The organism is Streptomyces sp. NPDC102406, assembly GCF_044765725.1.
Lineage (GTDB): Bacteria > Actinomycetota > Actinomycetes > Streptomycetales > Streptomycetaceae > Streptomyces.
Map to the genome: position 1 here is coordinate 1 of NZ_JBIWKP010000004.1, position 24821 is coordinate 24821.

At 70.8% G+C, this 24821-nt stretch carries 21 protein-coding genes and 1 pseudogene; 13 read left to right on the forward strand and 9 right to left on the reverse strand.

The window, feature by feature from the left end; all coding sequences use genetic code 11:
* Nucleotides 1-35: 35 nt before the first annotated feature.
* The 3 genes from ACIRF8_RS18015 to ACIRF8_RS18025 form a co-directional block, all read right to left on the reverse strand.
* A complete protein-coding gene (locus ACIRF8_RS18015; RefSeq protein WP_404215944.1) occupies nucleotides 36-1025 on the reverse strand; it encodes a polysaccharide deacetylase family protein in 990 nt (329 codons plus the stop codon).
* A 31-nt stretch (nucleotides 1026-1056) separates the two neighbouring features.
* Nucleotides 1057-2091 carry a glycoside hydrolase family 11 protein gene (locus ACIRF8_RS18020; RefSeq protein ID WP_404215946.1) on the reverse strand — a complete coding sequence of 345 codons (1035 nt, stop codon included), beginning with the start codon at nucleotides 2089-2091 and terminating at the stop codon, nucleotides 1057-1059.
* Nucleotides 2092-2395: 304 nt separating this feature from the next.
* Nucleotides 2396-3307 carry an ANTAR domain-containing protein gene (locus ACIRF8_RS18025; protein ID WP_404215948.1) on the reverse strand — a complete coding sequence of 304 codons (912 nt, stop codon included), beginning with the start codon at nucleotides 3305-3307 and terminating at the stop codon, nucleotides 2396-2398.
* Nucleotides 3308-3562: 255 nt separating this feature from the next.
* Between ACIRF8_RS18025 and ACIRF8_RS18030 the strand changes: the two genes are divergently transcribed.
* The 8 genes from ACIRF8_RS18030 to ACIRF8_RS18065 all read left to right on the forward strand — a co-directional run bounded on the left by ACIRF8_RS18030 (nucleotide 3563) and on the right by ACIRF8_RS18065 (nucleotide 14258).
* A complete protein-coding gene (locus tag ACIRF8_RS18030) occupies nucleotides 3563-4585 on the forward strand; it encodes a LacI family DNA-binding transcriptional regulator (protein ID WP_404215950.1) in 1023 nt (340 codons plus the stop codon).
* 261 nt (nucleotides 4586-4846) lie between these two features.
* The gene (locus ACIRF8_RS18035; protein ID WP_404215952.1) at nucleotides 4847-5977 is read left to right on the forward strand and encodes a cellulose binding domain-containing protein; all 1131 of its coding nucleotides are present in this window, start codon (nucleotides 4847-4849) and stop codon (nucleotides 5975-5977) included.
* A 231-nt stretch (nucleotides 5978-6208) separates the two neighbouring features.
* Nucleotides 6209-7297 carry a lytic polysaccharide monooxygenase gene (locus ACIRF8_RS18040; RefSeq protein WP_404215954.1) on the forward strand — a complete coding sequence of 363 codons (1089 nt, stop codon included), beginning with the start codon at nucleotides 6209-6211 and terminating at the stop codon, nucleotides 7295-7297.
* A 184-nt stretch (nucleotides 7298-7481) separates the two neighbouring features.
* Nucleotides 7482-9026 (forward strand): alpha/beta hydrolase domain-containing protein, encoded by a 1545-nt coding sequence (locus ACIRF8_RS18045; protein WP_404215956.1) that lies wholly within the window; start codon nucleotides 7482-7484, stop codon nucleotides 9024-9026.
* A 137-nt stretch (nucleotides 9027-9163) separates the two neighbouring features.
* Nucleotides 9164-10033 (forward strand): nucleic acid/nucleotide deaminase domain-containing protein, encoded by an 870-nt coding sequence (locus ACIRF8_RS18050; protein ID WP_404215958.1) that lies wholly within the window; start codon nucleotides 9164-9166, stop codon nucleotides 10031-10033.
* On the forward strand, nucleotides 10030-11718 hold the full coding sequence (locus ACIRF8_RS18055; protein WP_404215960.1) for a hypothetical protein: 1689 nt from the start codon (nucleotides 10030-10032) through the stop codon (nucleotides 11716-11718). The genes ACIRF8_RS18050 and ACIRF8_RS18055 overlap by 4 nt, the downstream gene beginning before the upstream one ends.
* A gap of 164 nt (nucleotides 11719-11882) precedes the next feature.
* The gene (locus tag ACIRF8_RS18060) at nucleotides 11883-13580 is read left to right on the forward strand and encodes a nucleic acid/nucleotide deaminase domain-containing protein (protein WP_404215962.1); all 1698 of its coding nucleotides are present in this window, start codon (nucleotides 11883-11885) and stop codon (nucleotides 13578-13580) included.
* Between the two features lie 60 nt (nucleotides 13581-13640).
* A complete protein-coding gene (locus tag ACIRF8_RS18065; RefSeq protein ID WP_404215964.1) occupies nucleotides 13641-14258 on the forward strand; it encodes an SUKH-4 family immunity protein in 618 nt (205 codons plus the stop codon).
* Nucleotides 14259-14315: 57 nt separating this feature from the next.
* Here the strand turns inward: ACIRF8_RS18065 and ACIRF8_RS18070 are convergent, their stop codons facing one another.
* Nucleotides 14316-15347 carry an endonuclease/exonuclease/phosphatase family protein gene (locus tag ACIRF8_RS18070; protein WP_404215965.1) on the reverse strand — a complete coding sequence of 344 codons (1032 nt, stop codon included), beginning with the start codon at nucleotides 15345-15347 and terminating at the stop codon, nucleotides 14316-14318.
* 87 nt (nucleotides 15348-15434) lie between these two features.
* On the opposite strand from ACIRF8_RS18070, the gene ACIRF8_RS18075 reads away from it, so the two are divergent.
* The gene (locus tag ACIRF8_RS18075; RefSeq protein ID WP_404215967.1) at nucleotides 15435-16130 is read left to right on the forward strand and encodes a response regulator transcription factor; all 696 of its coding nucleotides are present in this window, start codon (nucleotides 15435-15437) and stop codon (nucleotides 16128-16130) included.
* A complete protein-coding gene (locus ACIRF8_RS18080) occupies nucleotides 16123-17235 on the forward strand; it encodes a sensor histidine kinase (RefSeq protein ID WP_404215969.1) in 1113 nt (370 codons plus the stop codon). The genes ACIRF8_RS18075 and ACIRF8_RS18080 overlap by 8 nt, the downstream gene beginning before the upstream one ends.
* Here the strand turns inward: ACIRF8_RS18080 and ACIRF8_RS18085 are convergent.
* Both ACIRF8_RS18085 and ACIRF8_RS18090 read right to left on the reverse strand, forming a co-directional pair.
* Nucleotides 17126-18742, reverse strand: coding sequence for a cation acetate symporter (locus tag ACIRF8_RS18085; protein ID WP_404215971.1), 1617 nt, complete (start codon nucleotides 18740-18742; stop codon nucleotides 17126-17128). The two genes, ACIRF8_RS18080 and ACIRF8_RS18085, sit on opposite strands and share 110 nt — an antisense overlap.
* 198 nt (nucleotides 18743-18940) lie before the next feature.
* Nucleotides 18941-19585, reverse strand: a complete 645-nt coding sequence (locus tag ACIRF8_RS18090) for a PepSY domain-containing protein (protein WP_404215973.1) — start codon at nucleotides 19583-19585, stop codon at nucleotides 18941-18943.
* Nucleotides 19586-19794: 209 nt separating this feature from the next.
* Here ACIRF8_RS18090 and ACIRF8_RS18095 point away from each other — a divergent pair, with 209 nt between their 5' ends.
* Nucleotides 19795-20244 carry a spore-associated protein gene (locus tag ACIRF8_RS18095; protein ID WP_404215975.1) on the forward strand — a complete coding sequence of 150 codons (450 nt, stop codon included), beginning with the start codon at nucleotides 19795-19797 and terminating at the stop codon, nucleotides 20242-20244.
* Nucleotides 20245-20352: 108 nt separating this feature from the next.
* Here the strand turns inward: ACIRF8_RS18095 and ACIRF8_RS18100 are convergent, their stop codons facing one another.
* Entirely contained in the window at nucleotides 20353-20676 is a 324-nt protein-coding gene (locus ACIRF8_RS18100; protein ID WP_404215977.1) for an alpha-L-rhamnosidase C-terminal domain-containing protein, read from the reverse strand.
* Nucleotides 20677-20843: 167 nt separating this feature from the next.
* Here ACIRF8_RS18100 and ACIRF8_RS18105 point away from each other — a divergent pair, with 167 nt between their 5' ends.
* Complete coding sequence (locus ACIRF8_RS18105; RefSeq protein ID WP_404215979.1) at nucleotides 20844-22535, forward strand: discoidin domain-containing protein; 1692 nt, start codon at nucleotides 20844-20846, stop codon at nucleotides 22533-22535.
* On the opposite strand, the pseudogene ACIRF8_RS18110 reads toward ACIRF8_RS18105, so the two are convergent.
* Together ACIRF8_RS18110 and ACIRF8_RS18115 are read right to left on the reverse strand one after the other, a co-directional pair.
* Nucleotides 22508-22905, reverse strand: a pseudogene (locus ACIRF8_RS18110) (class I SAM-dependent methyltransferase); the annotation flags it as partial. The gene ACIRF8_RS18105 and the pseudogene ACIRF8_RS18110 overlap by 28 nt on opposite strands.
* A gap of 59 nt (nucleotides 22906-22964) precedes the next feature.
* On the reverse strand, nucleotides 22965-24218 hold the full coding sequence (locus tag ACIRF8_RS18115; RefSeq protein ID WP_404215981.1) for an amidohydrolase family protein: 1254 nt from the start codon (nucleotides 24216-24218) through the stop codon (nucleotides 22965-22967).
* A gap of 102 nt (nucleotides 24219-24320) precedes the next feature.
* Between ACIRF8_RS18115 and ACIRF8_RS18120 the strand changes: the two genes are divergently transcribed.
* A complete protein-coding gene (locus tag ACIRF8_RS18120; RefSeq protein ID WP_404215983.1) occupies nucleotides 24321-24803 on the forward strand; it encodes a MarR family winged helix-turn-helix transcriptional regulator in 483 nt (160 codons plus the stop codon).
* The last annotated feature ends 18 nt before the right edge of the window (nucleotides 24804-24821 follow it).

Consider the following 24821-nt stretch of genomic DNA (forward strand, 5'->3'; position numbering starts at 1 on the left):
TCATGCTGCGTGCTCCTTCACATCGAGGGACGGTGTCAGCTAGTGGTGCAGGAGACGGTGGGCCAGGTGGTGTTGCCGTTGTGCTGGATGGTGACGCCGAAGGTGTTGCCACTGCCGTTGGGTTTCGCCGTCAGCACCTGGGCGCTGGGGTAACTGGCGCTGACGTTCCAGGTGGAGAGGACCTTCGCCGGGGAGGGCACGTTCATCGTGACGGTCCAGGCACTGGAACCGCTGACCGCGACATTGAGGTTGTAGCGATCACTCCACGACTGCCCCGCGGACAACGTCGCGGAGCAACTACCACCGCCACCGCCACCGCCGCCCGATCCTCCGTCGGGGGCGACGGCGCGGCCGGTCGTCGGTGAGATCATGCCGGCGCACAGACCGCGCGCGGCCAGCCCTTGGGCGATCCGCGGGATCGCGGCGAGCGTGTTGGCGGGCCAGTCGTGCATCAGGATGACCTGGCCGTTGGTGAGCCGTCCGGCCGCCGCCACGATGGCGTCGGTGCTCGCGCCGTTCCAGTCCTGGGAGTCCACGTCCCAGATGATCTCGGTCAGTCCGTACTTGGCCTCGACCGCCTTCACGGTCGCGTTGGTCTCGCCGTACGGCGGCCTGAACAGTTTCGGCGTGCCACCGCCCGCGCCCGCGATGGCCTGCTGGGTCCGGGAGATCTCGGAGTCGATCTGCGACTGACCGAGCGAGGTCAGGTGCGGGTGGGTGTAACTGTGGTTGCCGACCCACATCCCGGCGCTGACCTGAGCCCGTACCTGGGACGGGTTGGAGGCGGCGTACTGGCCCTCGTTGAACATCGTGGCCCGCAGACCGTTCTGCGTGAGCGCGTTGAGCAGGGCCGGGGTGTTGCCGGACGGGCCGTCGTCGAAGGTGAGCCCGACGTATCCGTTGCAGGTGGCGGCCTGCGCGGGAGCGGTGGCCTGGACGGTCAGGGTGCTGGCGGCAGCCATGGCGAGGACGGCCGATCTGCTGATCAGGGATCGTGCCGAGAGACCGGTTCCGCGGCTTCTCATGCTGCGTGCTCCTTCACATCGAGGGACGGGGTCAGCTCGTGGTGCAGGAGACGGTGGGCCAGGTGGTGTTGCCGTTGTGCTGGATGGTGACACCGAAGGTGTTGCCACTGCCGTTGGGTTTCGCCGTCATCACCTGGGCGCTGGGGTAACTGGCGCTGACGTTCCAGGTGGAGAGGACCTTCGCCGGGGAGGGCACGTTCATCGTGACGGTCCAGTTGTTGGAACCGCTGACCGCGACGTTGAGGTTGTAGCGATCACTCCACGACTGCCCCGCGGACAACGTCGCGGAGCAACCGCCACCACCGCCACCACCGCCGCCGCCGCCGCCCGAACCGGCCTCGCCGACCGTGATGTTGGAGTTGCCGCTGCTCTGGTAGCCCTCGGTCGCCATGATCATGTAGTAGTTGAAGCTACCGAGGGGCATTCCGGCACGGGCCCAGGCGTCGAAGTGGTTGCCGGTGGTGATGGTGCCGCCCGTCCTCTTCGACTGGCGGACGCTCCAGTACTGGTCGAAGGTCTTGGTGCCCTCGACGGACGGGGCGTTGTAGCGGGTCGTCTTGTAGATGTCGTAGGTGCCGCCGTCGGTGGTGACGGTGCCCTTGAACGTTCCCGTGGGCCGGTAGGTGCCCCAGTTGTCGACGATGTAGTACTCGACGAGGGGGTTGGACGTCCAGCCGTAGAGGGCGAGGTAGGCGTTGCCGGACGGGTTGAAGGTGCCCGAGTAGGTCACGTTCTTGCGTCCGCCGTTGGCCCAGCCCTTGCCGGCGACGAAGTTTCCGGTGTTGCGCCAGGAGGTGCTGTAGTTGCCGCCCGCGGCGAGGTTCATCGAGACCGTGCCGGGTGCGTCGGTCCAGAACGAGTAGTAGTGGCCGTTGTCGGTACCGGTCTGGTTCGTGGTGACGACCGTGTCGGCTTGGGCGGTGCCGGGCAGCGCCATCGCGGCGACAGCGACCAGCAGCGTGGCGCAGACGCTGCTGATGAGCAGCCGGAAACGGCTGAGCGGCCCGGAGTGCTCGCCTCTGCGGTGCGTGGGGAGGGTGGGGGCGGATGCGGGTGCGTCGAACATGCGGGTGCTTCCTCCTCGTCCTGTGCGGTGGATGGGAGCGGTTGAGCCCGGGTTGACGGCGATAGCTTTGATCTGCCCCTGCCAACTGTCAAGAGTTTCGACAGCGTTCTCGAAACATTCGCCACCCATGCGTTCCGGCCGGGTGAGTCATATGCACAGCTCAAGCACTGTCTAGCGGCGATCTGAGCGAGGAGTCCGAGCGGAGCCTTCCGCTCCAGCATCGGAGATCCGCACAGAAGCTTCGAAAGTTTCGAGAACTCTCTGACGCTTTCCGGGCTGGAGGTGGCAGGCGACGCCGGAGTTCCTACTCCGCCCCGCCGTGCCGCTGCTCACCGGCTCTGCGGTGCAGTTCCTCCAGGGCGTCGAGGATGACGTTGTGGTGGTGCCAGTGCAGGTAGAGGCCGATCTGGTGCCGCAGTTCGTCCAACGCGTCCAGTTGGTCGCGGGTGAGGCCGGCGTCCAGGCGCTGGTGGTAGTGGCTGGAGATGACACCGCGCGCGGTGCCGTCCGGTCCGATGAGGGGGATGCTGTGGACGGCACGGCTCCCGGTGTCCAGCAGGAACTGACGGGTCTCGTCGGGGAAGATGTCGTGGGCGGCGGCGATGTCGCCCACCGTTTCCTGCGCTCCGTCCGCGGCTGCCCGCGCGCACAGCGTGCCGCCCTCAACGAAGGCGAAGTAGTCCGTGAACAGCGGGCTGTGGCCGTGGTGCCGGGCCAGGCGCAGCAGCCCGGCCTCGACGAGCTGGACGTTGCCCGCCTGTCCGTGCGTCACCTCCAGGACGCGATGCAGGGCGGCTTTCAGCACCGCGCTCTGGTTGCGGGCGTCCAGGGGAGACGGGGCCAGGCCGCGCAGGCTCGGGACCGGGGTGTGGGCGCGGCCCGGGAACCAGTGCGGCGCGTCCGGCGCGGGGGCGGTGATCGTGGCGAGGGCAGCCGCGATCTGGTGCAGCTTGATGTTGTGGCGCTGGGACACCTCGCGCAGCAGCGTGAACGCCGCTTCCCGACTGGCGACTTGGTACCGCCCCACCAGCAGGCCTTGCGCGTAGGAGACGGCGGGCCGGGCCCGGAGCTGCTTGTTCAGGCTGGCCACGCGGTCGCGCAGGGCACGGATCTCCGCCTGCGCGCTGTCGGCGGGCGCTGCCGGGAGCCCCGTCTCCGTGAGGCCGGTGCGGGCGGCCGGAACGAGGGCTCGCGCCTGGGGGTCTGGATGGTTCACGCCTGCATCTCCATGACCGTGTGCTCATGACGAAGCCCGCGGACCGTGGCAAGGGCACAGCGTCCCGCCGTCCCAGGCACCACCAGACCGTAACCCGTCTTCCCACGCTCCGTCACCACGGCCCCGACGGCGTCACCTGGACTTCCGTCCCGGCCCGCGCCTCCGACGGAAGAAGCGCCCCCGCCTGGCCCGGACCCCGGGGCGGCCGGGTCGTAGTATCGGGTGATCGCGGGCGGGAGACGGATGGGGTGGGGTATGGGCAGGCGGCGTCCCGGCGTCCCGACGCTGGAGGAAGTGGCCGCCCGCGCGGGCGTGGGCCGCGGCACGGTCTCCCGCGTCGTCAACGACGCGGCCGGGGTGCGTGCTTCGACGCGGGACGCGGTACGCCGTGCCATCGCCGAGCTGGGGTACGTGCCCAATCTGGCGGCACGTTCACTGGCGGGGCGGCGCGCCGACGCCGTGGCGCTCGTGATGACGGAGACGGACTGGCGGCTGTTCGGCGAGCCCTTCTTCAGCGAGATCGTCCGTGCGGTCGGCGACGCCCTGACGGACAGCGGGATGCAGTTGCTGCTCACCCTGATCCGCTCGGACACGGAGCGGCGGCGCTTCGTGGAGTACGCGCGGGGCGGGCGGGTCGACGGTGTGCTGCTGATGTCCGTCCGCGCCCAGGACCCGCTGCCGGACATGCTCGCGGACGCCGGTCTGCCCACCGTGCTGCTGGGACGCCGTACGGGCGAGGAGTGCGTGACCTACGTCGACGCGGACAACGTCGGCGGGGCCCGCAGCGCCGTCTCCCATCTGCTGGACAGCGGACGCGGGACCATCGCCACCATCACGGGACCGCTCGACATGTACGTCGCCCAGTGCCGGCTGCGCGGCTACCGCGAGGCCCTGCTGCGCGCGGGTGTCGAGGACGTGCCGTCGCTGGTCGTGGAGGGCGACTTCACCCAGGAGAGCGGGCGCCGGGCGATGGCCGACCTCCTCGAACGGCACCCCGGGATCGACGCCGTCTTCGCCGCGTCCGACACCACGGCCGCCGGGGCGCTCGAAACCCTGCGCGCGGCGGGCCGCCGGGTGCCGGACGATGTCGCGGTGGTCGGCTTCGACGACTTCCTGCTGGCCGAGCAGACGGATCCGAAGCTGTCCACGGTCCGGCAGCCGGTGGACGAGATCGGCCGGACCCTGGTGCGGCTCCTGGAGGAGGAGATGGAGGAGCCCGCCGTGGCCTGGCGGCACGTCATCCTCCGTACGGAGTTGGTGCTGCGCGACTCGGCCTGAGAGCCGCTTGCGCACACCTCCCGTTCGCGCGACGGTACCGGGAGCGCTCCCAGGACGTAGCCGCATCGTGTGCTCCACCGTGCGAGCCCCGGACCTGGGGCTTCGAAAATGGTGCGCCGACATTCCGTCCACGGCCTTGTCAGGGACATGCACGGCTTCTACAGTCCCCCACGACATTGCGACTGGGAGCGCTCCCATTCCAACCCCCCGAAGAGCGTGCTCCCGCGAAGTCTCCGGCCGTCCCCCAGAGAGGCCCCCCGCATGCGACCGTCATCGCACCCGGCCCGCGCGACGCGTGGCCTGTTCGGCGCACTTCTCACCCTTGTCGCCCTCGTGGCCGCGCTCCTCACCGCCACTCCCCCGGCGTACGCCGACACGTCCCTCTGCGAAGCATTCGGATCCACCACGATCCAGGGGCGCTACGTCGTCCAGAACAACCGCTGGGGCACCGATGCCACCCAGTGCATCACCGCCACCGACACGGGTTTCCGCATCGACCAGGCCGACGGCTCCGTACCCACCAACGGCGCCCCGAAGTCGTACCCGTCCGTCTTCAACGGCTGCCACTACACGAACTGCTCGCCGGGGACCAACCTCCCGGCGCGGCTCAGCAGCATCTCCGGCGCGCCCACGAGCATCTCCTACAACTATGTCGGCAATGCCGTGTACGACGCCGCCTACGACATCTGGCTCGACCCGACGCCCAGGACCGACGGCGTGAACCGCACCGAGATCATGGTGTGGTTCAACAAGGTCGGATCGGTCCAGCCGGTGGGCTCGCAGGTCGGGACGGCCACCGTGGCCGGCCGCACCTGGCAGGTCTGGTCCGGCAACAACGGCTCCAACGATGTGCTGTCCTTCGTCGCTCCCTCCACGATCACCAGTTGGAGTTTCGACGTCATGGACTTCGTCCGGCAGGCCGTCTCGCGCGGGCTGGCCCAGAGCAGTTGGTACCTGACGAGCGTTCAGGCCGGGTTCGAGCCCTGGCAGAACGGGGCCGGGCTCGCGGTCACCTCCTTCTCCTCCACCGTCAACACCGGTGGTGGCGGCGACCCGACCGACCCCGGCGGCTCCACCGCCTGCAAGGTCACGTACGGCACGAACGTCTGGCAGGGCGGTTTCACCGCCGACGTCACTGTCGCCAACTCCGGCACGGCGCCCGTCGAGGGGTGGAAACTCGCGTTCACCCTGCCCTCCGGACAGCGCGTCGCCAACGCCTGGAACGCCACGCTGTCCTCGTCGTCGGGCGCGGTCACGGCGAGCGGCCTGGCGCACAACACGCGCATCGCCGCCGGTGGCAGCCAGACCTTCGGTTTCCAGGGAACGTACAGCGGCACGTTCGCCGAGCCGTCGGCCTTCAGCCTGAACGGAACCGCCTGCGCGATCGCGTGACGACCGCGCCATTGATCGCGGGTGGGCCGACGCGGCTCGGATCCCCGTCGGCCCACCCGCAGCCAGACCACCTGTCGCACCCGCCCGCCCCGGGGCCCGTCCTTCCCCCCTGCGCCGACAGGCAGGGCGGGCCCCGGGCGGGCCTCCCTCCTCGTCCACCACCGCGTTCCGCTCCCCTCTGCTTCCCGAGTACGACCGAGCACGACCGAGTACGACCCGGAAGGAGACACGATGGCTCGACGCAGCACCCTCCTGTCGATAACGGCCGCCTTCGCCACTCTGCTCGCTGCGCTCGGCATGACCCTGCTGGGGCAGGGTTCGGCCGAGGCGCACGGAGTGGCGATGATGCCCGGCTCCCGCACCTACCTCTGCTACCTGGACGCCCGTACCGGCAACGGAGCCCTGGACCCGACGAACCCCGCGTGCCGGGACGCCGTGAACAAGAGCGGCACGACCCCCCTGTACAACTGGTTCGCCGTGCTCGACTCCCAGGCGGGCGGCCGGGGCGCCGGTTACGTACCGGACGGCACCCTGTGCAGCGCAGGCAACCGGTCCCCGTACGACTTCTCGGCCTACGACGCGGCCCGCGCCGACTGGCCCAGAACGCACCTGACCTCGGGCAAGACCATGCAGGTGCAGTACAGCAACTGGGCCGCGCACCCGGGTGACTTCCGGGTCTACCTGTCCAAGCCCGGCTGGTCACCGACGTCCGCGCTGGGCTGGAACGACCTGGAACTGATCAAGACCGTCACCAATCCGCCCCAGCAGGGGTCGCCCGGCACCGACGGCGGCCACTACTCCTGGGACCTGGCGCTGCCCTCCGGTCGCTCGGGCGACGCCCTGCTGTTCATCCAGTGGGTGCGCTCCGACAGCCAGGAGAACTTCTTCTCCTGCTCCGACATCGTCTTCGACGGCGGCAACGGCGAGGTGACCGGTATCCGTGAGCCGGGCGGCACGCCGACGCCCACCCCGACCCCCACCCCGACACCGACCCCGACGGACCCGCACACGGGCTCGTGCATGGCCGTCTACAACGTCGTGAACTCCTGGAGCGGCGGCTTCCAGGCGTCCGTCGAGGTGATGAACCACGGCACGGAACCGCGCAACGGCTGGTCCGTGACATGGAAACCCGGCAGCGGCACGAGGATCAGCAGTCTGTGGAACGGTTCGCTGTCCACCGGCACGGACGGCGCGGTCACCGTCAAGAACGTCGACCACAACCGTGTCATCGCCCCCGACTCCAGTACCACCTTCGGCTTCACCGCCACCTCCACCGGCAACAACCTGCCCGCGGGCTCCATCGGCTGCGTGTCGCCGTAGAGCCACAGGGCCCTCCATGGCGCGGCGTGCCGGCAGCGACCGGCGCGCCGCGTCGGAAATCGGCGATGACCGGTCACCGCGCACCGCTCCTGGGACACCGGTGGATTCGCCGATGGCGCCCCGCCCCGCTGCCTCGAGACTGCGATCTCAGCTCATAGGGACACGCATTTCACGGAGGCGACTCGTGCGCATACTCGCTCGGTTATCCCGGCGGTCCATCACCGTCACCGCACTGGGGGCGCTGTTCCTCGGCACCCTCCTCGGCACCCTCCTCGGCGCCCCGCCGGCCACTTCGGCCGCGGCGTCACCGACCGTGGCCGCGAACCCCACGGTCACCGTTCCGCCCGCGGGCAGCCACGGCTTCCCGTTCCTCGCCGCGGCGGAGGACCTCGGCTCGTTCGGCTACACCGAGAACGAGTACTTCATCTCGGGCACGGCCACCTCGTACGCCAAGTCGGGTCTGTGGACCTCGGACGGCCGGTGGAACGTCCGCGCCTCCGGCACCGCCGCCTACAAGAGCCGCCTGCTGGTGCGCCGCCCCTCCGACCCCGCGAAGTTCAACGGCACGGTCGTCGTCGAGTGGCTCAACGTCAGCGGCCAGATCGACCTCTCCCCCGACTACTGGTTCCAGCGCGACGAGTTGCTGCGCAAGGGCTACGCGTGGGTCGGTGTCTCGGCGCAGGCCGTCGGGGTCAACGGCGGGCGGGGCGAGATCAAGGGCCTCAAGGGCTGGGACCCGGCCCGGTACGGCAGCCTCGTCCACCCCGGTGACGCCTTCGCCTACGACATCTTCTCCCAGGCGGGCCAGGCGCTGCGCACCCCGAACGGGCCCGACCCGCTCGGTGGTCTCCAGGCGCGTACCCTGCTCGCCGACGGCGAGTCGCAGTCGGCCGGCTTCATGACGACGTACGTCAACGCCGTCCAGCCGGTGGCCAAGGTCTACGACGGCTTCATGGTGCACAGCAACAGTGCCGTCGCCGCACCGATCAGCGGCGCGCTCGCGGACACCCTGCTGATGCCGAACCCGTCCCGGATCAGGACCGACCAGTCGGTGCCGACGTTCGTCGTGCTCACCGAGACCGACGTGCCGGGCGCCGCGACCGCACGCCAGCCGGACACCAACAGCGTCGTGCACTGGGAGCTGGCCGGTACCGCGCACGGCGACCAGTGGGCGTACGACCTCGGCGATCCCACGGTGCAGAAGTCGGCGGGCGACGCCGCGCCGTCGGCCGACTGCGCCGCCGGGTCGGCCCCCTTCAACGACGGGCCCGGCCACTGGGCGATGAACAGGGCACTGCGCCACCTGGCCACGTGGGCGCGGGGCGGTGCGCGACCGCCGAGCGGTCAACTCCTGAGCACCGTGCTGCGTGACCCGGCCACCGGCCTGGCCACCGGCGGTGTCCGCCTGCCGGACGTCACGGTGCCCACCCGCACGCTCACCGGGGCCCGTGACACCACCGGCAGCGGTGTCTTCTGCGGTCTGTACGGCGCCCGCGACCCGTGGAACGCCGACGCCGACGGCTGGGACCGGCACGACGACGGCGACCCGTCCGACCCGTCGTTCCCGACCACCCCGGAGCCGGTGCTGAGCCGTCTCTACCCGACCCACGCCGACTACGTCGGCAAGGTGCGCACGGCCGCGCAGGCGTCCGTCGACGCCGGGTACCTGCTGCCCGAGGACGCGACGGCCATCGTCACCGCCGCACAGAACTCGGACATCGGCGGCTGACCCGTCGACCGTCCGCGCTCCCGTGCCCGGCACCACCGCGGCGCGGGAGCGCGGCCGGTTCCACCCCGTCAGCCGACCCCCGCCACGCCTGCACATAGGGTGGGAGCCGGTACGTCCGCCCCCGTGAAAGGTCTGTGATGCCCGAGCTGCCCTCGGACCCCGCCGTCGCCCAGTTCGGCCCCCAGGGGTTGCGCCGCATCAGCGTGCCCGCTTCCTACGGAACCGTGCCGGCCTCGGCCCGTACCCACCTTTCGCACATCGGTGTGCCGCTGCACGTCGGCCCGTACTTCGTCGCGGCGGACGACTCCGACGGGCCCACCCTCGGGATGTTCACCGGCCACCGCGGTGTCGCCCTCCAGGGCGACTGGGCGGAGTGGGTCCGCATCGGCACCGACCGGCTCGCGCACCTGTGCGTCCGCACCGACGGCTGCGTGCAGGCCCTCTTCCTCGGCCGCGGCGAAGCCCCCCTGTTCGTCAGCTCGGACATCGCCGCCTTCACCCACTGCGCCGCCGCCCTGGACCGCGCCCTGCCGGTGATCGCCGCGTCGGACGGATTCCGGTCCGCCGCCGAGGCGTTCGCCGCGCTGCTCCAGGAGATCCGGCAGATCGACCCCGAGGCCGTCGCCGACCGGGAGAACTGGTGGTCGCGGGTGCTCGACGACGTCCGCCACACCCTCAACTTCCCGTTCTCGTCGGCCTTCGAGTACGTCGGCAAGGACGGCGCCAAGCAGATCGTCACTGCCCAGACGGGTCCCGGGCGGCTGCACCCCGAGGAGCAGATCTGGCAGCAGCTCTCCTCGGCGGGGGTGGAGCCCGAGCAGGTCCGCCGCGTCTACTGCGAACTCGAACCGTGCATGATGCCGGGCCACTACTGCGCCGCCTGGCTCCAAGCCGTCTTCCCGGACGCCGAGTTCACGCACAGCTTCGACTACGGCGACACCGCCGACTCCCGCGAGGAAGGCCTCAAGGAGCTCATCACCCAGGCCGCGCAGCAGGGCCAGCGGTGACCGCCGATCCCGCCACCCACTGGTCCCGGCCCGCCTCCGGTCGGGAGCCCGCCGCGGCCGGTCTGCTCTCCTGGCTCGGCGACCCCGCCGCCCCCGGCCTCGCCGTGGTCACCGGCGCCGAGGGCAGCGGCAAGTCACGGCTCCTCGCCTGGCTGATCGCCCACGGCACCCGGCCCGGCACCGTCGGCGAGCGCCGCGTCCACGGCTTCGTACCGCTGCCCGGCCAGACGGCGACCACGGCCGCCTGGATGCTCGGCGAACAGTTGTCGATCGCCGCCCGCTCCCCCGGCGACCTGCTGGCCGCGCTCGCCGCCGACCGGCGCCGTACTGTCATCGCGCTGCCCGAACTGCACGCGGCCGAGCACCCCGACTCGCTCGTCGAACTCGCCCTGCGCCTCGCCTCGTTGGAGCACGTCCGGGTACTCGTCGAAGTCCGTTCCGGCACGGAATGGGCGCGGGCGCTCGCCGCCGGGCCCTGCGCACTCATGGACCTGGACGAGCCGCAATGGACCGACGAGGACCGCCGCGCGTCCTGGGAAGCGGCCCACCCGATCGACCCCACCGCCCCCGCGGGCCGGGAATCGGAGCCGGAGGAACCGATCGACCTGGACGATCCCGCCTTGGTCTGCGCCGCCGACCCCTGGAGCGTGAGCACCGCGTACGAGCGCTCCGAGGAGAGCCACGGCGGGTTGCGCGCCGCCTGGCTGCGGGCCGGCGCCTCCCTCACCCGCGAGCAACCGGCCGCCGAGCGCGCCCTGGTCCTCCTCGCCGCCCTCGGCGACGCCGCCGATCCCCGACTGCCCGCCGCGCTCGAATCCCTGGCCCGGGACAGTTCCTGGTCCCTCGTCTGGCACCGGGTGCGCGGTGACGTGACCCCGCCCTGGCCCGGCCCGGTCCGCTCCCTGGTGACCGGCACCGGCCCCCTGGCGGGGCAGCTCGTCGTCGCCGACCACCAGGGCACGGTCCGCGTCCTCGACGCGGAGAGCGCCCGCTCCGTCGGCCGCCTTCCGCACGCCGCGCCCGGCGCCCACGCCACCGCCGAACACGGCGACGGCACCCTCAGCGTCCTGGACGAGCACGGCCTGCTGCACACCCAGCGCGCCGCCGAGTCCGCGAGGTCCACGGGCCTCGCCGCCCTCATCGACGACGGCCCCTCCCCGCAGGAACAACTCCTGAACGCGGTACGGGAGTACACGGGGCGTCAGCAGGAGACGGTCACCGCACTGACCGGTTCCGCCGCGCATGTCGTCCTCGGTGACGACGCCGGGACGGTGCATGTGGTGACCGTCGGCGCCGAGCCGCGTACCGCCCCTCTGCACCGGGGGCGCGTCACCGCGGTCGCCGGGACCGCCCTGCCCGTCTCCGCGGAGGGCGACACCGTCCTCCTGCTGTACACGGGGGGCGCCGACGGCACCGTACGGGCGTGGGCGCCCCACACCGACCCCATGCCCGAGCCGGTGGCCACGCGCGCGTGCCCCGTCAGCGCGGTGGCGGTGGCGACGGTGGACGCCGGGCTGGTCCTCGCGATCGCCTGGGCGGACGGTCTGGTGGAGCACCGCGTCCTGGACGACGACCGGCTGCGCACCTTCCGCCCCGGCAGCCGGGCCCACGCCCTCGCCTTCACCGCGGACGGGGACCTGGTGGTGGGGACCGACGAGGCCCTCGTTCGGATGCGGGCACGGTGACGGTGGCGGTGACGGCCGGTCAACTCCTGTCACGTCCGCGCCATATGGGGGCTCCTGTCACACAACCGTGACACGTCCCCGGTTACCCTTGTGCACCTGACAACCTGTCCCGTCGCACGGGGAACAGGGGTTGCAGCAGGTGACGTGGACGGAGCGCACGGGGCATGGGTCTGGTACTGCCGAGCATCATCGACGAGGCACTCGACCTCATCGGGGTCAACTGGCCCAACGTGGACGAGGACGACTACTTCGAGATGGCGACGTCCATGCGGGACTTCGCCAAGGAGTTCGAGGGCCACGGCGGTGACGCGGACAAGGCCGTGAAGCGCATCCTCTCCTCCTCCGAGGGCTGGGCCGTCGAGTCCATGCAGAAGCACTGGTCGCATGTGAAGACCGGCCACCTGGAGAAGATTCCCGAGGTGGCCCGGCTGTTCGCGGACGCCTGCGACGGGGTCGGCGAGATCATCCGCGGCATGAAGGTCAAGGCGGGCGTCGAACTGGGCGTGCTCGCCGGCACCATCGTCGCCGAACTCGCCGCCGCCCCCTTCACGTTGGGGCTCTCCGCCGCTGCCGCCGCCGGTGAGATCGCGCTGATGCGCACCGTCGTGAAGCGGCTCATCGACGAAGCGGTCGAGCAGATCGTGGACGCGCTCATCGCGAAGGTCACCGAGCCTGTCACCGCCAAGCTCGAGGAACTGGTCTCGGACATGGTCCTCGACCTCGCCGAAGGAGCCTTCAACCCCGGGGACAAGCCGGGCGGCGGCATGAAGCTGGCCTCCGCGGACGACAGTGACGGCGGCGGTTCCGGCAGCGGGGGCAAGAAGACGGTCATCGACCACTTCGAGTTCGAGGACGGCGCCGGCAAGGTCTCCCGCCACGGCGGCGACATGCGCAGCCAGTCCGGCACCCATCTCTCCAGGTCCAAGACGTCCTTCGGCAAGACCAAGGGCAGGGACTCGTTCACCCAGCCCTTCGACAGCATCCTCGAAGGTGCCATCGACGGCATGGAGAAGGCCACCCTCAAGGTGGCCGAACATGTCACCGACACCATCCCGGAGCGCGTGAAGGCCGCCTCCCGGCACCAGAAGCGCAAGGACCACGACGTCCGCGACGAGGTCGACAGGGTCGACGTCAAGAAGGCGAAGCGTGACGAGGGCACGCCCATGTACCTTCTCAGCGACGACGGTTCGATCCGCCAGTTGCACCACAACGGGACCACCAGCCCCGTCCGCCCCGACGACTCCTCCGGGGTCAACAACGTCCTCGGTGACAAGGCCTGGTACCCGTGGAACAACAAGGGCATCGAGAAGCAGCGCAAGAACAAGCCCGACAAGGGCAACAAGGTCACCTCCACGAAGGTCGCGCCCGGCTCCACCGACCTGGCCCGCGCCAGCCAGCTCGGCCGCTACGCCAACCGCACCGAACGCCCCGATTCCTACGTCCCCGGCGGCAACTACGCCTCGGCGCTCCACGACGACGGCAAGGGGAATCGTTTCATCCTGGTCGGGGCCAGCGGTGAGGCGCACTCCGAGCGGTCCATCGGACACCCGCTGATAAAGAAGGGCCACGAGGGCAACGTCGGCCAGCTCTACACGGAACGTGAGCCCTGCCAGAAGAATCCCAAGTGCGACAAGTACCTCGCCAGGGAATTCCCCGACCATCTCGACGTCACCCACAGCCAGAAATACGACCAGCACGAGAAGGGGGAGAACGGCGAGAACCTCAGCAAATACAAGAAGGACCGCGAACACCGGGCCTACGTCAAGTGGCTGCACGACCAGTGGGACCAGCACGGTGTCTCCGGTGGGCGCACTGATACAGTCATGAACCTCTCGCCCTCGGACAACAAGTTCGTTCCGTAGCAGGGCGGCCCCAGAAATTCCCCCGGCGCTTGTGCCGCCGCCGAGTTCGGAGTTCCGGCAGTGCTTTTCGACGTCACCCGCAGCGAACTCGTCGACGTCTTCGGCGAGGACCGGCTCGCGACCCTGCCCGCCACCGCCTTCCCGTCCGCCGCGGCCGGTACCGAGGGCGCCCGCCTCCTGGCGACCGTCGGCGTCCCCACCGGGACGCTGCTCCTGCGCGAGCCCGACGAGGAGTCGGGCCTGCTGCCCCTCGTCGGGGACGTCGTCGACACCGAGGACTTCGAGGACGCCCCGCAGGACGCGGGCGACTGGCCCGTCATCGGCTGGCTGCTCAACGCCCACCTCGCCCTCGACCCCGGTTCCGGCAAGGTGTACGCCTTCGACGCCGACGAGGAGACCGTCCACGCACTCCACACGGACGTCTCCTCCCTCGTCCAGGTCACCTTGCGGTTGCAGCGCCTTCTCTACGAGTTCGCATTCAGCGGCGACGAGGACGACGAGGAGGCCGACTTCGAGCGCCTGGAGGGCGAGGTCGAGCGGATCAGCGAGGAGACGAGCGGCATCGACCCGCTCCCCTTCGAGGACGACGAGACCGTCTGGTCGGTGGTCGGCGAGGAGATCGCGGCGGGCCAGCGCTTCAAGGGCGACAGCCCGGGAGCCCGCTCGCTCTACGGGTGATCACCGCCCCGAGAGCCTGTCTTCGGACCCCCGGTCGGCGGCCTCCCGCCCCGCCGGTCACCAACTGATCCCGGCCGCCACCGGCAGATGGTCGCTGCCGGTCCGCGGCAGCACCCACGCGCGCTTCGGCCGCACACCGCGGACCAGGATCTGGTCGATCCGCGCCACCGGGAAGGACGCCGGCCAACTGAAGCCGAAGCCGTCACCGGCCGTGTCCTGCACCGAGGTCAGGTCTGCGGTGACGGCGGCGAACGCCCGGTCGTCCGTGGTGCCGTTCAGATCGCCGAGCAGCACCACCCGTTCGTTCCGCTCGGCGGCGACGGCCTCGCCGAGCGCCTTCGCGTTCCGGTCCCGGGTGCCCGTCCCGAAGCCCGCCCGGGGGTCCACCCGGACCGACCCCAGATGGGCGACGTACACCGCCAGCGGCCCCTGGCGGGTGGCCACCGTGGTGCGCAGTGCCCGGTTGTCGGGCAACTCGGCCGCCGCCGACTTGGCCTCCCCCAGCGGACCGACATCCGTCTTGATGTCGACCGGCCGGGTGCCGGACAGCGGCAGCCTGCTCCACAGCCCGACCGTGCCCAGCACCGCGTGGTAGGGGTACGCGTCCGCGAGCTGTGCCTCGTAGGTGCCCGCGGCCTCCTCGGTCAGCTCCTCCAGGGCCAGCACGTCGGCCCCGGAGGCGGCCAGGAGGCGAGCGGTACCGGCCGGGTCGGGGTTCTGGGCGCCGACGTTGTGGCTGACCAGGGTGAGGTCGCTGCCCGGCTGTGCTTTGTCGGGGAGCAGGCCGCCGAAGAGGTGCAGCCACACCGAGACCGGCAGCAGCAGCGCGAGCGCCGCGGAGGCGGAGCGGCGCCACAGCGCGGCGGCGAGCAGCACCGGGACGAACAGGCCGAGCCAGGGCAGGAAGGTCTCCACCAGGCTGCCGATGCTCCCCGCGCCGTCCGGGATCTCGGCGTGCAGCAGCAGGAGCAGGCCCAGCACGACGGCCGACGCCGCGAGCAACCGGCCGCGTTTCCACGGCCCGGCCCCGCGGAGGGCGCGGACCACTCGGGTCGGCGTGCGCCCCGGTGAGGTGAGGTTTCGGCTCATGCGGCCAGTGAAGGCGCCGTGCTGTCGTCGGCCCGTATGCGTTTTTCGATACGTCGACGGTATGTGCCGCCTCGTAGCCTTGAGCGCATGCGTGTGTTGGTCGTCGAGGACGAGCCCTACCTGGCGGAGGCCATCCGCGACGGCCTCCGTCTCGAAGCGATCGCGGCCGACATCGCGGGGGACGGTGACACGGCCCTGGAGCTGCTGAACGTCCACACGTACGACATCGCGGTCCTTGACCGTGACATCCCCGGGCCGTCCGGTGACGAGATCGCCGCGCGCATCGTCGCCTCCGGCAGCGGCCTGCCGATCCTCATGCTCACCGCCGCCGACCGCCTCGACGACAAGGCCTCCGGGTTCGAGCTCGGCGCCGACGACTACCTGACGAAGCCGTTCGCGCTGCGGGAGCTCACGCTCAGGCTCAGGGCGCTGAACCGCCGCCGCGCCCACCACCGGCCGCCGGTGCGGGAGATCGCGGGTCTGCGCCTGGACCCGTTCCGCAGGGAGGTCTACCGGGAGGGCCGCTATGTCGCGCTGACCAGGAAGCAGTTCGCGGTGCTGGAGGTCCTGGTCGCCGCCGAGGGCGGCGTGGTCAGCGCGGAGGAACTCCTGGAACGCGCGTGGGACGAGAACGCCGACCCGTTCACCAACGCCGTACGCATCACCGTCTCGGCCCTGCGCAAGCGACTCGGTGAACCCTGGCTCATCGCCACCGTGCCGGGTGTCGGCTACCGCATCGACCCGGCGTCCGGTGCCGCGGGGGAAGGACGCGAGCGTGGATAGGCGGCCCGGGTTGAGCGTTCGTCTCAAGCTCACCCTCAGCTACACCGGCTTCCTCATGCTGGCCGGTGCCATGATGCTGGTCGCCGGGTGGTTGTTCCTGACCCGGGTGAACCATGTCGGGCTCGTCTTCGAGCCCGACTACCAGCTCTCCGTCGTGCGGGACTTCGCGCCGCTGGCCGCCGTCACGATGATGTTCCTGCTGATGTTCGGGCTCGCGGGAGGCTGGTTGCTCGCCGGCCGCATGCTCGCCCCGCTGAACCGCATCACGTACGCCACCCGGATGGCCGCGAGCGGATCGCTCTCCCACCGCGTCCGGCTGCCGGGCCGCGAGGACGAGTTCCGTGAACTCGCCGACGCCTTCGACACGATGCTGGCGCGGCTCGAAGCGGACGTGGCCGCGCAGCAGCGCTTCGCCGCGAACGCCTCGCACGAACTGCGTACGCCGCTCGCGGTCTCCAAGTCGCTTCTCGACGTGGCCCGCAGCGATCCCGACGCCGACACCGGCGAGCTGATGGACCGCCTCCACGCCGTCAACACCCGGGCCATCAACCTCACGGAGGCGTTGCTCCTGCTGAGCCGCGCCGAGCGGAGGTCCTTCGACCGGGAGCGCGTCGACCTGTCCCTCATGGCGGAGGAAGCCACCGAGACGCTTCTGCCCCTCGCGGAGAAACACGGCGTCACCCTCGAAACGAGCGGGGACGTCGCCCCGACTCTCGGATCACCGGCGCTCCTGCTCCCCCTCGCCCTGAACCTCGTACAGAACGCGATCGTCCACAACCTGCCCGGACGCGGCCACGTCTGGGTCCGCACCGCCGTACGCCCCCGCACCGTGCTGCTCACGGTCGAGAACACCGGGGAACAGCTCAGTGCCGAGGTGGTGCCGACCCTCACCGAGCCCTTCCGGCGCGGCACCGAGCGCGTCCACAGCGACCAGGCGGGCATCGGCCTGGGCCTGGCCATCGTCAGGACCATCGCCCAGGCACATCACGGGACCCTCACCCTCGCGCCGCGCGCTGCCGGAGGGTTGCGCGTCGCCGTGGAGCTGCCTCGCGAGGTTGCCAGGAACGGTGCCGGGCCGGGTCGGAGCGGGTACGGCGCCCCATGAGCCCGAGCAGGAAGCCGACGGGAATGGTGATCAGCCCCGGGGTCTGGAGCGGGAACCAGTGCAGGTCGTGGTCGGGGAAGACCGCGATGGGCGAGCCGGTGAAAGCGGGCGAGCCGGTCAGCAGCAGCACGATGAGCGGAATGGTCCCGTAGATCGTCCAGCGCACCCCCGTGGCGGAGTGCCCGGGCAGGAACAGCGCGTACAGCAGGACCGGGGCGAGCACCGAGGCCGCGACGGTGAACGAGAACGAGATCAGCGTCATCCGGCCCCGGTCCGCGAGGAGGGCCGACAGCACGACGGCGACGGCGCCCACGACGACGATGCCCGTGCGGGCCCGCCGGATCTCCCTGGCGGCCGACCAGTCGCCTGCGCCTCGGGCGGACCGGACGCGCAGGTCGCGGGCGATGCTGGAGGCGGCGGCCAGTGTGATGCCCGCGACGGCCGCGAGGGTGGTCGCGAAGACGGCGCAGGCGACGATCGCGAAGAGCATGCTGTGCCGCGCTCCCCCGGTGACGGGATCGAGCGCCCCCGTCACCATGAGCAGGGCGGTCGCTCCGCCCGGGTCGGCGGCCCGCACCGCGTCCCGGCCGATCAGGGCGCACGCCCCGAGCCCCGCCACGACCACCCCGGCGCACACCACCGCGACGGGCCCGACGGCCCAGCCGACGGCGCGCCGCGCGGTACGGGCGTCCCGGAGCGGGTGCAGCCGCATGGTGATGTGCGGCAGGCAGGCCGCGCCGAGCAGGAGGGTGGCCTGGAAGCTGACCAGATCGAGGCGGCCGGCGACCGACGGGCCGAAGTGGAGGCCCGGGTGTGTGTAGGCGGCGCCTGCTCCTGAGCGGTCGCGGGCGGCGTCGAACAGGGCCAGGGGCGACCATCCGAACCGGGCGAGGACGATGCCGACGAGCAGCGACAGGGCGGTGAGGGTCACACCGACCTTGAGGATCTGTACGTAGCCGACGCCCCGCATCCCGCCGACCGCGGCGTAGCCGATCATGAGGGCGCCGCCGCCGACGGTGCAGCCGGTGAGCGCGCCGTCGGGAAGGCCGAACATGGCGGCCATGATGCGTCCGGCGGTGGCGAGTTGCACCAGGAGCAGCGGGGTGAGGACGACGATGCTCGCGACGCCCAGTGCCCTGCGTACGGAGGGGTCGCCGAGCCGGTCGGCGAGGAAGTCTCCGAGGGTGAACACGCCGCCGCGGCGCAGGGGTTCGCCCAGGATGCGCAGGACCAGGTAGAGCGAGAGGACGGTGGCCCCGGCGAAGAGCATGCCGTCGGCGCCGTCGAGTGCGACCGCGCCCGTGGTGCTGAGGAGGGTGGCCGCGGAGATGTAGTCCCCGGCGATGGCGAGTCCCCCGCCGACCGGGCCGAAGGCCGCGCTGCCTCCCGCGTAGAAGTGCTCGGGGTCGTCCAGGTCGGCGGCGGCGAGCCCGCACAGCAGCAGGGAGACGGCGACGAAGCCGAGGAAGACCACAATGGCGAGGGACTGCCCGTGGCCGCCGGTCATGAGCGGGGCTCCTGCCCGGCCGGTCCGCGGTGGCGTGTCGGGTGGGGCGAACGAGATGCGGGAGACATGCCGGGCATGGCATCAGGTGCCCGGCGGCGCGTACAGGGGCTCAGGTGTTCCGGAGGCGCCCGCACAACCGGGCCGGAAACGTGTTGTGCCCCGGCACAGCGCCCCGCCTGTCACACAGGCGTACGCATGTCAGTCGTGGTCGGTGTGTCGGCGGAGGATCTTGCGGTTGGTCGCGTCGATGTCGTAGGTCGTCTTGTTCCAGTCGTTCGTGGTGACCACGTCGACGGACCACATGGGTCCGCCCTTGTCCGTGTCGTCGAGTTCGACGGAGGTGACGGTGCCCTTGGTCGTGTCCGTGGCGGTCGACGCGGCTTGCTGCGCGCTCACCTTGGCCTTGGCCAGAAGGTCGGCGAGTTCCCGCTTGTCGTCGGCGTCCTGGTCGGCGTCGGTGCGCGCCTGGCCCGCCTTGCCGGTGACGGCGTCGACGCGGACGGTGTGCTCCGTGCCGTCGTCCGTCGCCACCTTGGCGTCCCAACCGGGTTTGTCGGCCGGTCCCTTCAGTTCGATCGAGACCGCCTTCGCCGTGGCGACGGCCTTCACCGCGGCGTCCAGCGCCTTGTCGTAGCCGACCTTGGCCTTGGGCACGAGGGCCTTCCGCTCTGCCTGGTCCTCAGTGAGTTCGCTCGCCGACGCCGAGGGAGAGTGCGACGCCATGGCCTTGCTGGAGGCCGCGGCGGTCCGGTCGGCTCCCTTGTCGTCGTTGCCGCAGCCGGTCGTCGTCAAGGCCGCCGACGCGGCCACAGCGCACACCAGAATCTGTCGTTTTGTCAGCATATGAACACGTTACGACGCCCGCCCGCACCGCCCAAGGTGCCGCGCTGGCGTGTGGCTCCCAGGTGCGCGGCCAGCGACCGCCGCACGGTGTCGATTTCCCGCCACACCCTCACATCTCAGCCAGTTCACATCCCGCACAACAACCATTCTGGCGCCCTGCGGGTCACACCAACCAGGAGCAACCACTCCAAGAAGACCATGGGGGAAATATGCGATTCACCCGTTCCACGTTGTCCTTGGCGGCCGTGACGGCTCTGACGGCGGGCTCCGTCGCCGTTCTGGCGTCTCCCGCCTCCGCCGCTCCCAACACCACTCCGCAGAAGGTCTGCGGAAGCGCCTACAAGACCGTCAACTCCGCCGCGGTCGGCTCCCTCGGGACCGTCTACCTGACCTACAACGCCGCCACCGGGCGCAACTGCGTCGCGACCATCCGCAGCTCCCCCGGCACCGCCGTGGACATGTCGGCCTGGGTGTACGTCGAGGACACCGACCAGGGCGACTCGGACAGCGGCAGCTTCACGTCCTACGCCGGCCCCGCCTCCGTCTACGGCAAGGCGCACTGTGTCGACTGGGGCGGCAACATCAAGAACGTGTACGTCTCCGTCTACGGCTCGAACTGCGCAGCGCTCAAGGAGCGACGGGTCACCTCCGTCCGCTGACCCCGCGCCCCACGACTGCCCGGACTCCTTCTACAGGGGGCCGGGCAGTCGGTCGTGTCCCGCCTGCTCGGCGTGGCCACCCCTCGTCGCTGAGGCATGCGGTGCCGGTCAGGCGGCTCGGGATGTGATATCGGCCGTGTCGAGCAGGTGCTCCCCCGGTTCCAGTGCGAGCGGGGTGCAGACGGGGAGTTCGGCGGTGACGGTGCGGCCCTCGGGCACGGTGGCGCGTGCGGCCATGCCGTCGGCGGTCAGTTCCCAGTCCAGGGCGGCGGTGCCGTACGGGGTCTCGTGGCGGGTGCGGGCCCAGGTGATGCCGCCGCCCGGGCGCGGCCGGAAGGACGGGCCGGTCCGGCGCGCGATCCCGGAGACGGTCAGCGCGGACTCGTCCGGGCTGAAGGCGTTCAGGATGCGGCTCCTTGCTCCGTCGAACATCCCTGAGGAGCGTCGCGCGTGCCCACGCCGAATCCAAGAGCGTCGGATTATTGACGAGTACTGCTCAAAATTTACGTCCCGTCTTCTTGTATGTGCGGTCTTCTCTCCCTAGATTGACGCACGGCTTGAAGGACTGCCGGACCACCCAGGGCTCCCAGGGAGGAACTTTGAGCATCTCTCGACGTACGGTCCTCCGTTCCGCGCTCGCTTCCGGCGCGGCCCTCGGCACGACGAGCACGGCGACCGCCCCGGCCGTCGCGGGCACGGCGGCGGCATCACCGGCCGGTGACGTGGTCGGCAAGGTCACCGTCGGCTACCAGGGCTGGTTCGCCTGCATCGGTGACGGCGCCCCCATCAACAGTTGGTGGCACTACAGCCGCGACGCCTCCCGGCCCCCGTCCCCCGACAACACCACGCTCGTCTCCTGGCCCGACATGCGGGAGTTCTCGCGCGGCTACGCCTCGGCCTACCCCTCGCTGGGCGACGGCCGCCCTGCGACCCTCTTCTCCTCCTGGGACCAGCAGACCGTCGACACGCACTTCCGGTGGATGCGGGAGCACGGCTGCGACACCGCCGCGCTCCAGCGCTTCAACCCCTTCGGAGCCGAGGGGCCGACGCGTGACGGCATGGCGCAGAAGGTCCGGCAGGCCGCGGAGGAGTACGGCCGCAAGTTCTACATCATGTACGACGTCACCGGCTGGACGTCCATGCAGTCGCAGATCAAGGACGACTGGACGTCCAAGATGAAGGCGCACACCGCCTCCGGCGCCTACGCCCGGCAGAACGGCAGACCCGTCGTCTGCGTCTGGGGGTTCGGGTTCAGTGATCCGGGCCGCCCCTTCGAGCCGGGACCCTGCAAGGACGTCGTGGACTGGTTCAAGGCGCAGGGCTGCTACGTCATCGGCGGCGTGCCCACGCACTGGCGCACCGGGACCGACGACTCACGACCGGGCTTCCTGGACGTGTATCACTCCTTCGACATGATCTCGCCGTGGATGGTCGGCCGGATCGGTGACGTCGCGGGGGCCGACCGGTTCCTCCAGGACCTCAACCGGCCCGACCTCGCCGACTGCGCCGCCCATGGCATCGACTACCAGCCCTGTGTCATACCCGGCGACCTCCAGTCCGGGCACCGGGCCCACGGCGACCTGATGTGGCGGCAGTTCTACAACCTCACGGGCATCGGCGTGCAGGGCTTCTACATCTCGATGTTCGACGAGTTCAACGAGGGCAACCAGATCGCGAAGACCGCGGAGACGGGAGCGGACGTGCCCGCCGGGTCCGGCATCCGCGCCCTCGACGAGGACGGCACCGCCTGCTCCTCCGACTACTACCTGCGGCTCACCGCGGACGGCGGACGCATGCTGAAGGGGCAGCTCGCCCTCACACCCGTGCGGCCCACGCAGCCCCGGCTCTCCCCCACACCGCCACCGACAGGTGACCTCGCCCTGCGTCGCCCGGCGACCTCCAGCGGCTTCACGCAGACGTACGGCCCCGGCAACGCGGTGGACGGCGACTCCGCCACGTACTGGGAGAGCACGAACAACGCCTTTCCCCAATGGATCCAGGTCGACCTCGGTTCCGGCCGGCCTGTCAGGCGCCTCGTCCTGAGCCTCCCACCGAACCCCGCGTGGGGCGCCCGCACCCAGACCTTCGCGATCAGCGGCAGCACGGACGGTACGAATTTCTCCGCCCTCGCCCCCTCCGCCGGTCGCGTCTTCGACCCGGCGACGGGCAACAGCGTCACCCTCACCCTGCCGTCGGCGGTGACCGCGCGCTACGTCCGCGTCCAGTTCACCGCCAACACGGGTTGGCCCGCCGGGCAGTTGTCCGGCCTCAGCGTGTACGCGACCTCGTGAGGGGCCGCCCGTTCCGTCAGCAGGTGGGGCAGGGAGTTGTCCGCGTAGACCACCACATCGAACTGGCCTCCACGAAAGGGGAGTTGCCGCATATCGGCGGCGGCCGTGCGCAGACGCAGGTTCCGGCGCAGGGCCTCCCGGGCGGCGCGGGGGCTGAGGTCCGCCCCGGTGATCAGATGTCCGCGCATGGCCAGACCGAGGGCCTGGGTGCCGATGCCGCAGGAACAGTCGAGGACCGTCGCGTGCTCTGGCCGATCAGGGTGTGCAGGGCGTCTCCCTGCCGGTGGATGCTCGCGTCCCAGTCCGCGTAGATCACGTGGTAGTCGTCGGCGAGTTCGTCGTAGAAGCGCGCCACCGATGTCCCGGACATGGCGTGAGACGGCCGTCCGCGCTTCCCCGTCGGCCGTACGGGCGCACCCGTCACTCGGCTCACGCTCCGGACCGGCCGCTCTCCCGCTCGCCGTTGCCCCCGGCCGCCAGGCGGGTGCCGCGGCGCCAGACGGCGCGGGTGTCGAGGGTGTCCCCGATGTCGCTGGTGGGGTCGCCGTCGACCAGCAGCAGGTCGGCGCGGAGCCCCTCGGCGACGCGTCCCCGGTCACTGAGCCGGAAGCGGCGGGCTGTGGTGGCCGTGGCCGCGCGCAGCGCCCGTTCGGGTGTGAGGCCGGCTGCCACGAGGTGTCGCAGTTCGTGGTGGAGGCTCGCGCCGTGTGCCAGGCCGCCGAAGAACGTCTCGGCCATGGAGGCGTCGGTGCCGGCCAGCACGTCGACGCCTGCGGCGTCCAGAGCGCGCACGGTGGCGTACACGTCGTCGAGCTTGCCCTGCGGGTACCGGTTGTAGCTGGAGCGCAGGGTCCGGTCCCACTGGGCGTCGATGCGTGAGGCGACCCGCGGGTCGTCGGCGAGGTCGGCGGCGGTGATCCCCATCATCGAGGCGTTGAGAGTGACGCAGGGGATGACGAACATGCCCGCGCCCTTGATGAGGTCGATGATCTCGGCGGTGTGCGGCTGGTCCATGAAGACGTGGGTGAGGCCGTCGACCCCTGCCTCGACGGCCATCCTGGTGGCCTCCACGGTCAGCGCGTGGGCCACGGTGAGGGCTCCGTACTTCTTGGCCTCGGCCACACCGGCGTTCAGGGTGGCCTGGTCGAGCGAGGGCAGTCCCGGGTGTCCTTCCACGGTGCCGTCGTCGATCATGAACTTGATGAAGTCGGAGCCCCGCGCGAGGAGTTGGGGCACGAAGGAGGCCGCTTCCTCGGGGGTGGTGGAGAACGGCATCAGGGGCATCACCGGCGGCAGATCCCACTTCGGCCGGAAGCCTTCGGGCATCAGCTCGCTCGGGTGTCCGCCGGGCGGCGTGATGGCGAAGCCGGAGGAGCGCACGTCGGCCAGGGTGTCGTCGTCGGTGACGGCTCCCCGGTTCTCCCGGGTGTTCATGCCCTGCATCTCCAGTTCGGTGGTCACCCCGAACCGCAGGGCGAGCGCCAGGGACCCCGGCGCGGAGTGCACGTGGGCGTCGATGAGTCCCGGCAGCAGTGTGGCGCCGCTGCCGTCGACGATCTCGCTGCCCTCGGGAGCGTCGCCGCCGATACGCGCGATCCTCCCGCCGTCGATGACCACGGTGTGCACGCCCACCGACTTCTCTCCGTCGAAGATCTGCGCGCCGGTGATCGCGGTGAGCGCCATAGCGGTCCGCCTCGTTTCCTCACTCGTCCAAAATTACATACCTGATGCTATGCACTTACCTAGCGGTATGCAAATGTGCGGAGCGGGCCTAGGATTACCGGCATGAGCAGCGCGTCCTCCCCCGAGCAGTCCGCCGACGACCAGGCGCTGGACCAGATCGGTCCGGCACTGTCACGTCTGCGACGACGCGCACCGGCATCGAGCAAGGACCTCTCCCGCAACCTCGTGCTCAACGTGATCGCCGACGCGCCGGACGAGATGACCGTCGGCGGTCTCGCCGCCGAGATGGGTGTCGCCCAGCCGGTGGCCAGCCGGACCGTCACCGCCTGCATCGAGGACGGGCTGCTGCGCCGGACGGCGTCCCAGTCCGACGGCCGCCGCACCGTGCTCGAACTCACCGAGCACGGCGAGGCCGAGCGCGATCGCTTCGCCGCCGAGCAGCGAAAGGCGTTCGAGGAGATCACCGCCGCCTGGTCGCCGGAGGACCGGATCGGTTTCGCGCGCCTGCTGGCTCGCTACGGAGCCGACGCCACCGCATGGTCCAGGAAGCAGGCCGCGAAGAGGCAGGCCGCGCACCGCGACTGAACGAGCACCGCCCACGCT

Coding starts and splice junctions, on each gene's coding strand:
- ACIRF8_RS18015 (WP_404215944.1), bottom strand. CDS start 1,025: ATGAGAAGCCGCGGAACCGGTCTCTCGGCACGATCCCTGATCAGCAGA.
- ACIRF8_RS18020 (WP_404215946.1), bottom strand. CDS start 2,091: ATGTTCGACGCACCCGCATCCGCCCCCACCCTCCCCACGCACCGCAGA.
- ACIRF8_RS18030 (WP_404215950.1), top strand. CDS start 3,563: ATGGGCAGGCGGCGTCCCGGCGTCCCGACGCTGGAGGAAGTGGCCGCC.
- ACIRF8_RS18035 (WP_404215952.1), top strand. CDS start 4,847: ATGCGACCGTCATCGCACCCGGCCCGCGCGACGCGTGGCCTGTTCGGC.
- ACIRF8_RS18040 (WP_404215954.1), top strand. CDS start 6,209: ATGGCTCGACGCAGCACCCTCCTGTCGATAACGGCCGCCTTCGCCACT.
- ACIRF8_RS18050 (WP_404215958.1), top strand. CDS start 9,164: ATGCCCGAGCTGCCCTCGGACCCCGCCGTCGCCCAGTTCGGCCCCCAG.
- ACIRF8_RS18060 (WP_404215962.1), top strand. CDS start 11,883: ATGGGTCTGGTACTGCCGAGCATCATCGACGAGGCACTCGACCTCATC.
- ACIRF8_RS18070 (WP_404215965.1), bottom strand. CDS start 15,347: ATGAGCCGAAACCTCACCTCACCGGGGCGCACGCCGACCCGAGTGGTC.
- ACIRF8_RS18075 (WP_404215967.1), top strand. CDS start 15,435: ATGCGTGTGTTGGTCGTCGAGGACGAGCCCTACCTGGCGGAGGCCATC.
- ACIRF8_RS18085 (WP_404215971.1), bottom strand. CDS start 18,742: ATGACCGGCGGCCACGGGCAGTCCCTCGCCATTGTGGTCTTCCTCGGC.
- ACIRF8_RS18090 (WP_404215973.1), bottom strand. CDS start 19,585: ATGCTGACAAAACGACAGATTCTGGTGTGCGCTGTGGCCGCGTCGGCG.
- ACIRF8_RS18095 (WP_404215975.1), top strand. CDS start 19,795: ATGCGATTCACCCGTTCCACGTTGTCCTTGGCGGCCGTGACGGCTCTG.
- ACIRF8_RS18100 (WP_404215977.1), bottom strand. CDS start 20,676: ATGTTCGACGGAGCAAGGAGCCGCATCCTGAACGCCTTCAGCCCGGAC.
- ACIRF8_RS18115 (WP_404215981.1), bottom strand. CDS start 24,218: ATGGCGCTCACCGCGATCACCGGCGCGCAGATCTTCGACGGAGAGAAG.
- ACIRF8_RS18120 (WP_404215983.1), top strand. CDS start 24,321: ATGAGCAGCGCGTCCTCCCCCGAGCAGTCCGCCGACGACCAGGCGCTG.